We start from the raw sequence: 12,646 nt of genomic DNA, 5'->3' as shown, positions 1-12,646 counted from the left end.
AAAAATGCCGCTTTTCCGTCAACACGGCGCCATTGGCTCCGGTTCAATCTGCCAGCGGTTGTGTTGATGGAGTTTTGTTATGAAATTGCAGTATCTTGCCCCTTTTGTACTGGTCGCTGCGAGCGCCACAGTCGGACTGGATTACATGGTCCAGTCGAAGAACCTCTCAGAAGACGGAGATATGCTGTCCGCGCCGGCCTATATCGGAACGGTTTCCGACCGGTTCGGTTCGGCGCGGCAGGAAGTGACGGATGCCCGAGAGACCCGGTCCACCGAGACCGCGCGACTGGAGAAATTGCGTGCGCCGTTGAATACCTATCTGCCTGCGGCGCCCGCGGGCTGGGCACGGTTTTCATGGAGCGACGAGTTGGCCACCCCGCTGGAGCATCTGAAGCAGGAAGACGATATTGCCGGCGCCCTGCTTGAAGAGATGCAGCATACAAATGTGCAGGTGGCCATGTTGGGCCATTCGGGCAAGGATCTGCGCGCCCGCCAGCAACTGGAAGAATACCAGTTTTACAGCAAGGCTGAGGCGCTGATTTCGATTCGGGTACGCTATGCCGAACCCAGGGAAGTGGTCTCGCAGACCGAATTCGAAGCGGCCCTTGAGGATGCGGCAGACCCGGCCAAGGCCCTGTCGAACCCGATTGCGGCGCAGCGCAACATGGCCAAGGTTCAGGAAGGCGCCATGCAGATGGCCATGCGCAACATGGCCGGGGTGTCTATGGTGGAATGGACACCTTTTGCCCGGATTCAGGGCGTGACCTTCGCGCAAGGGGTCAATATTGCAGAAGACCCGAGCCCGGTTGTCCGCCTGAAGGCCAATCTGGGGGCGGGAATCACGCTCAAGGTAAGGGCATTGGCCGACAAGCAAACCATTGTCGAACTGCTGCAGGCGATTGACTATGACACGCTGAATGCGCTGCAACCGGTTCAGATGGCAGGTATCGGCAAGGGGGGTGTGACGCTGATCGCGGCGGATGAGACAGCCGAACAGGCGGTCCAACCTGCCCCCGCTCAGGCCCCCAAGCCGGTTGTAGCGGAAGAGCCCACCGAAGTTGCCGAAAAGCCCAAGGTGCGGCGCGCGGCAGGGTTTGGCGGCAGCAGTTGCACGATGGTCGGTCAGATGAAACGCTGCCGGATCGGCACCGACTGAGATGCACACCTGAAAATCCGTGCGATTCCGGCCTGACAGGTCGGTTTCGCGCGTTTTTGCGTCGGGTGGATCGTGCGGATTGCGTCACGTTTTGCCAGAGTGTGGCAAGTTCACATTTTGGGAGTCGTTGCGACATGAAAACGAATGTCAAAGCGCTGGTTGTCGGCGGTGGTGCCGTCGGAACCTCAATCGCCTATCACCTGGCCAAGGCCGGGTGGGAAGATGTCATGCTCATCGAGCGGGACGAACTGACCTCCGGTTCGACCTGGCACGCAGCGGGTCTGCTGCCGCTTTTCAACATGTCCTACGCGACGACCCACATTCACCAGTACTCGGTGGACTTCTACAAGACGCTGGAAGAGGAAACCGGGCTGAATGCCGGGTTTGCAGTAGTGGGCAACCTGCGCATGGCGCAGACGCAGGAGCGCATGGACGAATACATGCTCTATGCCTCGACCGCCGAAACCTGTGGCGTGAAATATGAATGGCTGACCCCGGCGCAGATCAAGGAACGCTGGCCGCTGATTCACACCGACGATCTGAAGGGTGCGATCTATCACACCGAGGATGGCTATATTAACCCTGCTGATGTGACGCAGGCGATGGCCAAGGGCGCCCGTCAGCGCGGTGTCGAGATCGTGCGCAAGATGCAGGCAGATGCCTTCCACTGGACCGGGACCCACTGGGAAGTTACCTGCACCAAGATGGTCGAAAAGGGCGGCAACCTTGTAGAGAGCGACGAGAAGGTCGTGATCACGGCGGAGCATGTCGTGACCGCATCCGGTAACCATGCACAGCGCACGGCCAAGATGCTGGGCATCAAGATGCCCGCCATCCCGGTTGAGCACACGTTCATCGTCATGGACAAGGACCCCGAGCTGGTCAAATGGCGCGAAGCGGGCAACCCCGAGCACCCGGTCGTGCGCGACGCGGATAACGAATCCTATGCGCGTGAAGAGCGGGGCGGCTGGATTCTTGGCATCTACGAGCACGGTGCGCCTGCACGTTTCGAACACGGTGTGCCCGACAGCTTCCGCGCCGACCTGTTCCCGCTCGATCTGGACCGGATCGCGGAACAGTACATGGCCATGGCCGAGCGCGTGCCTTCCTGTGCCGAAAGTGGCCTGAAGGACGATTTCAACGGCCCGATCTGTTACACGCCCGATGGCAACCCGCTGGTCGGCCCGGCACCGGGCCTGCGCAACATGTGGCTTGCCGAAGGGTTCTCGTTCGGGATTACCGCTGCGGGTGGAACCGGCTATTACCTTGCCCAGATGATGGTGGACGGTGAGGCCGAGATCGACATGGCGTCTCTCGACCCCAAGCGTTATTCGTCGAACTGGATGACCACCGAGTTCGCGGCGCGCAAGAACGAAGAGTGCTATGAGCACGTCTATATCCTCCATCACCCGGACGAAGAGCGTGAAGCCTGCCGTCCGCTGCGCACCGCCCCGGCCTATGACCGGCAAAAAGCACGTGGCGCCCAGTTCGGCTGGGTCAATGGCTGGGAACGTCCCAACTATTACGGGCCGCTGGACGCGCCCTCGACCTTCGACAAGGATGCCCGCAGCTTCCGCCGTGGCGGCTGGTGGCAATATGCCGTCGAAGAAGCGAAGGCGATCCGCGAAGGTGTCGGCCTGATCGACGCCACGGCATTCACCAAGCACGTGGTCAAGGGCCCCGGTGCCACCCAGTTCCTGGACTGGTTCACCTGCAACAAGCTGCCCAAGGTGGGCCGTATCAACCTGACCTATGCGCTGACCAGCGCGGGCACCACGCGTACGGAATACACCATCGTGCGCAATGGCGAGAATAACTACTACCTCGTCTCTGCCGGTGCCTGGACCGAGTATGACGCCGATTACCTGCGCAAGGCGGCCGAGGACAAGATGGAGGAGTTCGGCTATATCGAGATCCAGGACGTGACCACGCAATGGGGCGTCTTTGCCATCGCCGGACCCAAGTCGCGCGACGTGCTGAAAGAAGTGATCAACGACGCCGATCCGGCGACCGCGCTCAGCAACAAGCGTTTCCCGTGGCTGTCGGCGCGCCAGATCGAGCTGGGCATGTGCCCGGTCAACGCGATCCGCGTGGCCTATACCGGTGAACTCGGTTGGGAACTGCATCACCCGATCGAGATGCAGAACTACCTTTGGGACCTGCTGAACAAGGCGGGCGAGAAGCACGGTATGAAGCTGGTTGGGGCGCGGGCGCAGAACTGGCTGCGTCAGGAGAAATCCTACCGTGCCTTCGGCACCGAACTGGGCCGCGATGCGACCCCGGCCGAGGCCGATCTGCCGCGGTTCATCGACCTGTCCAAGGAGTTCCACGGCAAGGCCGAGATGGAAGCCAAGGGCATCCGCGCCAAGTGCTGCACGCTTTTGATCGACGGACCGGACGATGCCGATCCGTGGGGCCGCGAGGCGCTTTACACCCCCGAAGGCACCCGTGTCGGGCGCCTGACCTCGGGCGGTTACTCGGTGGCTTTCGAGAAATCCATCGGTATGGGCTATGTCACCCCAGATCTGGCGGTCGAGGGCATCAAGCTCAAGGTCAAGATGCAGGACAAGCTGTGGGATGCGGTCGTGACCTGCGACAGCCCCTATGACCCCAAGAACGAAACCATCCGCAAGGATGGTTGAGCCAAGGTCAAGAGACACTACGGAAAGGGGCCCATGTGGCCCCTTTTTCAGTTCTTCCTGAAATCCTCGACCGAGACCGCACCGTCGTCGTTGCGGTCAATCTTGGCGAACCACGCTGGCACGGCATCCATGAACTCCTGCCGGGAGACCTGTCCGTCGCCGTCGACATCGGTCACATCCCGCAACATGCCGTTGGCCGGATTATTCTGCCCCTTGCCTTGTCCCATGCCGTTTTCGGCCATGTCAGTGGCGCGGGCTTCGTCAAAAAGATCGTGTTCTTCAGCGTCCAGGACGCCGTTCTCGTCCGCGTCAAAGGTCAGGAAGATATCCGCACGTCGCTCGGTGGCTTCGGCAAGCGTGACATGGCCATCACCATTCAAGTCCCAGTTTTCGACAAAATGAGCACCGGGCCCGCCCTGTTCGGCAGTGGCCAGTGTTGCGGAAATTAAGACCAGGGGTATCGAGAGGGCGTGTAGGCGCATGAGGCGATCCTTTCCTAGAGTTGCATTCCTTTTACGGAATGTAACTCGGGTTCCAGCGCGGTCAGATTGCCGCAGGATTTTCCGGGGCAGGATCCGATCAGAAATCGCCCTTTTCCAGAATGCCGTTCTTGTTGCCATCGTGCTTTTCGAACCATTCCCTGAGAGCGGTTTCGAACTCTTCCCTCGTCACCATCCCGTCAAGGTTCTTGTCGAACCCTTCGCGCGCAAGGCCATGCACGGCGCGTTTGGCAATCGGATGACCGGATGCTTCGGCGGCTGCGGCGCGGGCGTGGTCGAATTCGGTATATTCCGCGCTGTTGAGTGCGCCGTCACCATCCGCGTCGAAGGTGTCAAAAATATTGCGCCGCAGTTGCTCAAGTTCGGCCCAGGTCACACCGCCATCCGCATCAAGATCCCAGTCTTCCAGAAAACTGGTATCGGCCGCCATGGCGAGGCTGGCTGTCATGGCAATGGCCGCAAAGGGCGGAAAAACGTGTTTCATGAGTGCGATATCCTGATCCATTCGTGTTTTCCCGCGACCTTACGGAGGCAATCGCCCGATGTCAGCCCGCAGCAAGCTCGTCAAAGCATTCCAACGCCTTGGCGGCATACATCATTGACGGACCACCGCCCATCTGGATGGTCATGGCCAGAACGTCGCCCACCTCTTCACGGCTGGCGCCGGCCTTGAGCAGCGCGTCGCAATGCAGAACGATGCAGGCTTCGCATCGCATGGCCACGGCGATACCAAGTGCGACGAATTCCTTGGTCTTGAAGTCCAGCGTACCGCCTTCCTTGACGGCCTTGCCCAGAGCGCCGAACGCGCGGGTGGTGTCGGGGATGGTCTTGTTCAGACCGCGCAGTTGGTTGCGCGTGTCGTTCAGCTTGTCATTCCAGCTCATGATCTACTCCGTAACAGGTTGTTTGAGGGTCTCAGATCATGGATTCGGAATGTGAACTTTGATCCTGATCAGATAGGATGAAAGTTCCGTCGCGTCGTTTCGGCGGCGCGTGTTCAGGCGCCCGCCTTGCGCCAGCACAGGGCCAGGTTGTTGGCGGGCATCTCGACAACGTCCGCCACGTCCAGCCATGCGTCGACACCCCAGTCCAGCACGTCGAAGTCGCTCTTGTAGCCAATTTCCGGGTCCTGTGCCTGCAGGCTGGCATGGAAGGCGGCGTCGCCTTCACTGGTCAGTTCATCATCGCGCAGGAATGGGCCATACACGATCAGCATCCCGCCGGGTGCAAGTGCCTTGGCCGCTTCGCGGATCACGGTTTCTGCCTCGGCCGTGCTGATCAGGTGAAGCAAGTTCACGAGAAGGATCAGGTCATATCCAGTGTTGTGCGCGCTCCAACCCGCGTCGGTGGCATCCAGTTCGATCGCCGGGGCCACGTTGGCAAGAGCCGCGTCCCGCACATAGGCGTCGATGCTGGCGCGTCGGGTGCTGTCAATGTCCGTCGGTTGCCAGTGCATGTCCGGCATGGCGCGCGCAAGGGTCACGACATGCTGTCCCGTACCGCTTGCCAGTTCGAGCGCCTTGCCCTGTTTGGGGGCTTTTTCGCGAACAAGCGCCACGATAAACTCGGCGTTCCGGTCGGCGGAAGGGGCGAAGAGTTTGCCGTCACCATCAGGTGTGGCGACGGCGGCGGTGTCGGGCAGGTTGAGGCGGCGCGGCATCAGGCGAACCTTTTCGGGGTGAGCGCGGCGCAGGTGTCGGCGTCAAGCTCGGAGGGGCGCCCGGCGACGAGGTCGGCGACATGCAGAGAGGCCGCGGGCGCAGTCTGGAAGCCATACCCGCCCTGGCCGGCAATCCAGAAGAAGGCCGGGTCATCGATGGCGGGGCCAAGCACGAGGTTGCGGTCGGGCGAGAAGGTGCGCAGCCCGGCCCAGCTGGCTTCGAGGCGCGTGACCTCTTCCGTGACATGTTCCTGATAGCGGGCCAGCCCCTCGGCCAGCACCATGTCGTCGGGCCAGGCGTCAAATGGCTCCATCGGGTCTTCTTCGGCGGGTGAGACCAGAAGGCTTCCGGCATCGGGCTTGGCGTACCAGTTTTCATGGATGTCGAGGATCATCGGCCAGGCGCTTATGTCATGCCCGCCAGGGGCGGGAATGCGCGCCATGGAGCGGCGGAGGGGAGTGAAACCAAGGGGGGCGACGCCGGCAAGTCGTGCGATCTGGTCCACCCAGGCGCCTGATGCGTTGAACAGCATGCGGGCGGAGCGGGTTTCGCCGCCGGAGGTCACGTCCCAGCCGGTTTGGGTGCGGGTGATGGCCGTGACCTCCTGACCAGTGAGGACGGCACCGCCATTCTCGCGCACGGTGCGGGCGAAGGTCTGGATCTGGCGGTCGGTGTCGATGTCATAGGCCGCTTCATGATAGGCGACGTAGCCCACGGTTTCCGGGTTCAGGATCGGCACCATTTGCAGGGCCTGCTCCATGGGAATGGGGTCGGCGTGGAAATGTTTGCAGGCTTGCGCAAAGGCGTCGGCCTCGTCCGGGCGGGCGGTGAACATCAGGCCACGCGGACTTAGGAACCCGCCATGCGCCGTGGCGTGATACTCGGCGCTGGCCTTGCTGAGCGCGATGGTGCTGGGCAGGCCGTAATTGGATTCAAACAGCGCCGCAGACCGCCCCGAGGCGTGGTAGCCAAGCGCAGATTCCCGTTCAAGAACAACGGTTTCGCCCAGTTCCGAGAGGCGCGCGCCTGCGGAGGTTCCGGCGATACCGCCGCCAACAACGAGGAAGTCGATCATGTTTAGTCCCGTATCAGAAATGGGTGGCGCAGGGGCCGTGCTTCCGGGGACGTTGGCATGGATTTGGCCGGGGGGAAAGGGGGCCTTGCCCCCGCCGCAGCAATACGTGGGGCTCCGCCCGTTCGCGCCTGAAACGGTCCGCTGGACCGTTTCCGAGACGACGCTCACCCCCCAAGGGTATTTCTGGAAAAAGAAAGTATGGGGCACGCGCGCAGATAGCGGGGCGTGCTCCCTAACCCCCTGTTCAGTAGGGGTGTTTCGCGCCGCGGTCGTCGCTGAGAGAACCCTGGCGTTCCAGCACCAGTTCTTCGATCGCGTCGGCAAGATGCGGCTCGGCAATGTTGTAGTCCCCGGCGGCGACGCGTTTCTTGTGGGCGCGGATCATCACGTCGGCATGGGTGCAGCCGACGGGAGGTTCGAACTTGTAGCTCGCCAGTTCGATCATGAGCCCCAGCGGGTCCTTGAAATAGACCGAATCCATGAAGCCGCGATCCTTGATCCCGGTGTGTTTGATGCCGCGATCGTCCAGCCTTTTCAAGGACATGAGCAGGCTCGCACGGCTCACGTTGAAAGCGATGTGATGCACGCAGCCCGGTTCGGTTGGAGTGCGGCGCGGGTCGGGCTTGCGGTCTTCATTGGTGAAGATGGTGATCAGCCGCCCGTCGCCGGGATCAAAGTAGAGGTGGCCTTCGCGCGGATTGTCGAGATTGGGTTGGTCGAAGATGAAGGGCATGCCAAGCACGCCCTCCCAGAAATCGATGGAGGTTTGCCGGTCGGCGCCGGTGAGGGTGATGTGGTGGACGCCCTGAGCCTGAATCTTGCGCATGGTTGTGGTCTCCTTTGACCCGAGTATAGGGCGCGCGGCGCGGTGCGGGTACGGGTGTCGGTGCACGAGCGATGTGCAGATATGGAGAACCAGGGTTAACGCTTTGATCTGCCTAAAAAAACCGTTTCGGTATCACGTCGGTATTGCGTCGGTATTACATCGGTATCGGCGGCGGGGAATGCGGCTTTAACGCGGCGCCCGCTGGATTAAGGGCGCATTCGTGCGATTCGAAATGCCGAAACTCTGAAAATGCGCTTGAGTTTTTCACGGCGCCGGGCGCACAGTTATGCACGTTTTCAGGACCGATTGCATTTTTCCAGCGAGGGGAAACCATGAGCGAAACTTCTGTCAGCGGCGCGGGCGCAGCCGCGATCAACCCCGCCGCGCCCGAGCATCTGCCAAGCTATATTGTTGCCGCTGATGGCAGCGATTTCCTGTTTACGGTGATGACGGTTTTCACGGTGTTGCTGATCCTCGGAATCGGGATTCTGTACCTCACCCTGCATGCCATGCCCGAGAAGTTGGCGCACAAGAGCAACCACACGCAGATGCAGGTGGTCGGCATTCTCGCTCTGTTGGCGCTGTTCACGCATAACAACCTTTTCTGGGTCATCGCGCTTTTGGTGGCGGCGTTCCGGCCACCGGATTTCATGACACCTCTCACGTCGATTGCGGACTCGCTTGCGTCCATGGCCGGCAAGAAGGATGCGCCCGACGAGGACGTCGAGGCGCCGTCTGTGCCTGAGGGCGCAGCGTTGAAACCTGCGGACGGGGGGCACTGAACCATGCTGGAAACCCTGATTTGCGCCGTCTTCACCCTTTTGCCCGACTACCTTTATCGCCGCTATGTGCAGGGCAAGAGGATCGGGCACGAGATTACCTTTTTCACCGTGTGGTACGAGCTGCGCTGGGGGTTGGTGACCTGTTTCATGGCGGCGGTGTCGGTGATCACGCTGCTGTTCTATTACCATCCTTCGACAAGCGTCGTGACGTCGTATTTCCGCACCGTGACGATCCTTCCGCAGGTGGGCGGACGCGTCGCAAAGGTCTATGTGGTCAACAACCAGGACGTGGCCGCGGGCGAGGTTCTGTTCAAGCTGGATGACGCCAGCCAGCAGGCCGCCGTCGAGGCGGCAGAGCGCCGGGTCGAAGAGGCCGAAGCGGCCATCGAGGTGTCCAAGGCCGAACTGGTGGCGGCAGAGGCAACGGTGGAACAGGCCCGGGCGGCCTATGAGCTGGTTGAAGATGATTATCTGCGCAACAAGGAGTTGCTGGACCGCAATTCGCCCGCCGCAAACCCGGCCGAAGTACAGCGGCAGGCCAATCGGCTGGCTGAGCGCGAGGGGCAATTACATGTCGCCGAAGCCAATCTGGGTGCCGTGGTCGAGAATATCGACGTTCTATTGCCCGCCCAGAAGGCCAGCGCCTTGGCCGCGCTCGAACAGGCGCAGGCGGAGCTGGACAAGACGGTTGTGACCGCCGGGGTGGCGGGGCAGCTGGAGCAGTTCGCGCTTGAGCCGGGGGATTACGTCAACCCGATCTTGCGCCCGGCGGGTATCCTTGTGCCCTCGGATTTCAAACATGCGCGGTTCGAGGCGGCGTTCAACCAGTTGGCCGCCGGAGTGGTGAAGCCTGGTATGATCGCCGAGATGGGCTGTGCGGCGCGCCCCTTTACCATCGTGCCGATGGTCGTGGTGGGGGTGCAGGACGTGATTCCGTCGGGGCAGTTCCGGCCAACGGACGAATTGCGTGATCCGGCGTTCAGCCTGCGGCAGGGGTCGATCCTTGCCTTCATGGAGCCGCTCTATGAAGGCGGGAGTGACCATCTTTTGCCGGGCAGCAACTGTATCGCCATGGCCTATACGTCGAACCACGATCGGCTGGCCCATGACGACAGCCTTGGCACCGGGCAGCGGGTGTTCCTGCATGTGATCGACACGATCGGGGTGGTGCATGCCGCCGGGCTGCGGCTCAGGATGCTACTCTTGCCGGTGACGTCGCTGGTGTTCTCGGGCGGGCATTGATCCGCGGCTTTCGGGGGCACTGGCCCCCCGACGGGCTATGTTCCGCTTAATCCGCGGCAGATTGCGGCGTTTGGCTTGGCTTCCTGATCAGGGAATGGGATAATTGGACATCCCATTTTCCAGGAGGTTAAGGTGTTTTCCCGACGCGATTTTCTTTGTTCCGTCGCAGCGGTCGGAGTGACCGCAGCGACATCCACGCGGGCCTTTGCGAGCAACGCGGATATCCGGCAGTTGATGATGACGACGGATGGGCTGGGTCTTGCCAAGCTTGTGAAAGCCGGAGAGGTCACGCCGCGCGAGTTGGCGGAGGTTTCGGTTGACGCTGCGCTGGCGCTTGATGCGCGGCTGAACGCGATCACGACCCCGATGTATGGTCAGGCGCTCTCGAAGGCCAAGGACATGCGCCGACAAGGACCGTTTGCAGGTGTGCCGTTTGCGGTGAAGGACAACCTGGATGTCGCGGGGCAGTACACGACCCACGGATCGCGCGTTTACAGTGACAATATGCAGACCCGCTCGGCGCCGCTGGCGCTGGTGCAGGAGGCGGCGGGGTTCAACCTGATCGGCAAGACCAACATGCCGGAGGTGGGCGCGCTTCCGGTGACCGAGGGGCAGTTGCTTGGCCCCTGCCGCAACCCCTGGTCGCTGATGCATTCGTCGGGGGGATCCAGCGGCGGGTCGGCGGCGGCGGTGGCCGCCGGGATCGTGCCGGTGGCGCACGCGAGCGACGGGGGTGGGTCGATCCGCATCCCGGCGGCCTGTTGCGGGGTTTTCGGGCTCAAGCCCAGTCGACGCCGGATGGTCTGGGGGTCGAGCGACCAAACGACCTATGCGGCGGATAACTGCGTGAGCCGGTCCGTGCGAGACAGCGCGATGTTGTTTGCCCTTGGGCAGGACCGATCTCCAACTGCGCCACATGCCCCGATCCCGTTTGTGGCCGGGCCAAACAGCAGGCGGCTGCGGATCGGGTTCGACCTGAAGAACTATTTCGGAGACCTGCCCGACCCCGAGGTGCAGCGGGCCATCGAAGACACGGCGACGCTGTGCGAGAGCCTTGGGCACGAGGTGTTTGAGACGCAAAGCCCGGTGGATGAGGAATTCGCTTTGCGGTTCAACCAGATTTTCGGGTTCCGCATGGTGGGATTGGCCGATGCCGCCACGGCGCGGGCGGGCCGCTCGCCGGAAGAGACGGGGATGCTGGAAGTGTTCGTGCGGCAATGGGCAGACTCGGCGCGTGCCTTCACGTCCGAGGACGTGGAAGCGGCCAACAGCTACATGGAGCGGTTGGGCGCGGATTATGCCGCGTGGATGGCGGAGATGGACGTGTTCCTGTCCCCGGTGATGACTGGGCCTGCGCCGAAGCTGGGAACGCTCTACGATCCCGAGGTGCCGTTCGACGAGATGTTCGATCGCGTCTCCCGGTTCACGTCCTATACGCCAATCCAGAACGCGCTGGGCCTGCCCGGCATGTCCGTGCCTGCCGGGGTGAATGGTGCCGGTTTGCCGATTGGAAGCCATTTCGTGGCCCCGGCCGGACGCGAGGACGTTCTGTTTGAGCTGGCCTACGAGCTTGAGGCGGCACGCCCTTGGTGGGGGCAATGGGCGCCGGTGTCGATCGCCAGTCTGTAAAAAAAGGCCCGCCAATGTGGCGGGCCTTTCGCTTTTGATCCGGAGATCAGATCAGTTCGGGATTTCTGCGTCGATGCCTTCGACGTAGAAGTTCATTCCGGCCAGCGTACCGTCATCGGCGGTTTCGCCGTCTGCCAGCCATGCCGAGCCGTCCTGCTTGTTCAGCGGACCGGTGAAGGCGTGGTAGGAGCCGTCTGCCAGCGCGTCCTTGAGGGCGAGGGCTTCGGCTTTCACGTCGGCAGGCACCGCGTCGGAGATCTCACCGATGCCGACCATGCCAGCGCCGATGCCGTCCCAGGTGTTCACGCTTTCCCAGGTGCCATCCATCACGGCCTTGGTGCGCGCGACGTAATACGGTGCCCAGTTGTCGATGATCGAGGAGACGCGCGGGAAGGGCGCGTATTCACCCATGTCGGAGGCCTGACCGAAGGTGATCACGTTGCCGGCGGCCTGTGCGGCGGCTTGCGGTGCGGTCGAGTCGGTGTGCTGCAGGATCACGTCGGCGCCCTGTTCGATCAGCGCCTTGGCGGCGTCGGCTTCCTTGGCCGGGTCAAACCAGGTGTAGGCCCAGATGATCTTGAACTGGACGTCCGGGTTCACCTTCTTGGCGTGGATATAGGCCGAGTTGATGCCACGAATGACTTCGGGGATCGGGAAGGAGGCGATGTAGCCAACCACGTTGGACTTGGTCATCTTGCCTGCGATGTGGCCCTGAACCGCGCGGCCTTCGTAGAAACGGGCCGAGTAGACCGACACGTTGTCGGCGGTTTTATAGCCGGTGGCGTGCTCGAATTTCACCTTGGGGAATTTCTTGGCCACGTTGATCGTCGGGTCCATGTAACCGAACGAGGTGGTGAAGATCAGGTCGGCGCCCTGAAGCGCCATCTGGGTGATCACGCGCTCGGCGTCGGCACCTTCCGGCACATTCTCGACATAGGTGGTTTCCACCGCGTCGCCGAAGGCCTCGACAACGGCCTTGCGACCCTGATCGTGTTCATAGGTCCAGCCGCCGTCGCCGACGGGGCCAACATAGACAAAGCCGACCTTGGTCTTGTCTGCGGCCATGGCGGTGGTCGCCAGACCCAGCGCGACAGCGGCGCTTGTCAGGAGTTTCGTGAATTTCATAAGGAGAT

General features: G+C 61.9%; 12 protein-coding genes. 5 read left to right on the top strand and 7 right to left on the bottom strand.

The window, feature by feature from the left end; genetic code table 11:
* Positions 1–79 precede the first annotated feature (79 nt).
* Positions 80–1,156, top strand: a complete 1,077-nt coding sequence (locus ACS3QZ_RS11510; protein WP_456037953.1) for a hypothetical protein — start codon at positions 80–82, stop codon at positions 1,154–1,156.
* 134 nt (positions 1,157–1,290) lie between these two features.
* On the top strand, positions 1,291–3,798 hold the full coding sequence (locus ACS3QZ_RS11505) for a GcvT family protein (protein WP_456037952.1): 2,508 nt from the start codon (positions 1,291–1,293) through the stop codon (positions 3,796–3,798).
* Positions 3,799–3,845: 47 nt separating this feature from the next.
* Here ACS3QZ_RS11505 and ACS3QZ_RS11500 read toward each other — a convergent pair whose 3' ends face one another.
* The 6 genes from ACS3QZ_RS11500 to ACS3QZ_RS11475 all read right to left on the bottom strand — a co-directional run bounded on the left by ACS3QZ_RS11500 (position 3,846) and on the right by ACS3QZ_RS11475 (position 7,860).
* Positions 3,846–4,280: an EF-hand domain-containing protein gene (locus ACS3QZ_RS11500; protein ID WP_456037951.1), complete on the bottom strand. Its 435-nt coding sequence runs from the start codon at positions 4,278–4,280 to the stop codon at positions 3,846–3,848.
* Between the two features lie 97 nt (positions 4,281–4,377).
* Positions 4,378–4,782 carry an EF-hand domain-containing protein gene (locus ACS3QZ_RS11495; protein ID WP_456037950.1) on the bottom strand — a complete coding sequence of 135 codons (405 nt, stop codon included), beginning with the start codon at positions 4,780–4,782 and terminating at the stop codon, positions 4,378–4,380.
* Positions 4,783–4,843: 61 nt separating this feature from the next.
* Complete coding sequence (locus tag ACS3QZ_RS11490; RefSeq protein ID WP_456037949.1) at positions 4,844–5,182, bottom strand: carboxymuconolactone decarboxylase family protein; 339 nt, start codon at positions 5,180–5,182, stop codon at positions 4,844–4,846.
* A gap of 113 nt (positions 5,183–5,295) precedes the next feature.
* Entirely contained in the window at positions 5,296–5,958 is a 663-nt protein-coding gene (locus tag ACS3QZ_RS11485) for a DUF938 domain-containing protein (protein ID WP_456037948.1), read from the bottom strand.
* Positions 5,958–7,034 carry an NAD(P)/FAD-dependent oxidoreductase gene (locus tag ACS3QZ_RS11480; protein WP_456037947.1) on the bottom strand — a complete coding sequence of 359 codons (1,077 nt, stop codon included), beginning with the start codon at positions 7,032–7,034 and terminating at the stop codon, positions 5,958–5,960. The genes ACS3QZ_RS11485 and ACS3QZ_RS11480 overlap by 1 nt, the downstream gene beginning before the upstream one ends.
* A 244-nt stretch (positions 7,035–7,278) precedes the next feature.
* The gene (locus ACS3QZ_RS11475) at positions 7,279–7,860 is read right to left on the bottom strand and encodes a VOC family protein (RefSeq protein ID WP_093091218.1); all 582 of its coding nucleotides are present in this window, start codon (positions 7,858–7,860) and stop codon (positions 7,279–7,281) included.
* Between the two features lie 332 nt (positions 7,861–8,192).
* Here ACS3QZ_RS11475 and ACS3QZ_RS11470 point away from each other — a divergent pair, with 332 nt between their 5' ends.
* From ACS3QZ_RS11470 to ACS3QZ_RS11460, 3 genes are all read left to right on the top strand, one after another.
* Positions 8,193–8,642: a hypothetical protein gene (locus tag ACS3QZ_RS11470; protein WP_093091216.1), complete on the top strand. Its 450-nt coding sequence runs from the start codon at positions 8,193–8,195 to the stop codon at positions 8,640–8,642.
* A 3-nt stretch (positions 8,643–8,645) separates the two neighbouring features.
* Positions 8,646–9,884, top strand: coding sequence for an HlyD family secretion protein (locus ACS3QZ_RS11465; RefSeq protein WP_456037946.1), 1,239 nt, complete (start codon positions 8,646–8,648; stop codon positions 9,882–9,884).
* Positions 9,885–10,016: 132 nt separating this feature from the next.
* Entirely contained in the window at positions 10,017–11,513 is a 1,497-nt protein-coding gene (locus tag ACS3QZ_RS11460; protein WP_456037945.1) for an amidase family protein, read from the top strand.
* A 51-nt stretch (positions 11,514–11,564) separates the two neighbouring features.
* Here ACS3QZ_RS11460 and ACS3QZ_RS11455 read toward each other — a convergent pair whose 3' ends face one another.
* Positions 11,565–12,638, bottom strand: coding sequence for a BMP family ABC transporter substrate-binding protein (locus ACS3QZ_RS11455; RefSeq protein WP_093091210.1), 1,074 nt, complete (start codon positions 12,636–12,638; stop codon positions 11,565–11,567).
* Positions 12,639–12,646 lie beyond the last annotated feature (8 nt).

The organism is Shimia sp. W99 (genome assembly GCF_053851455.3).
This window is presented reverse-complemented; position numbering and strand designations above follow the sequence as displayed.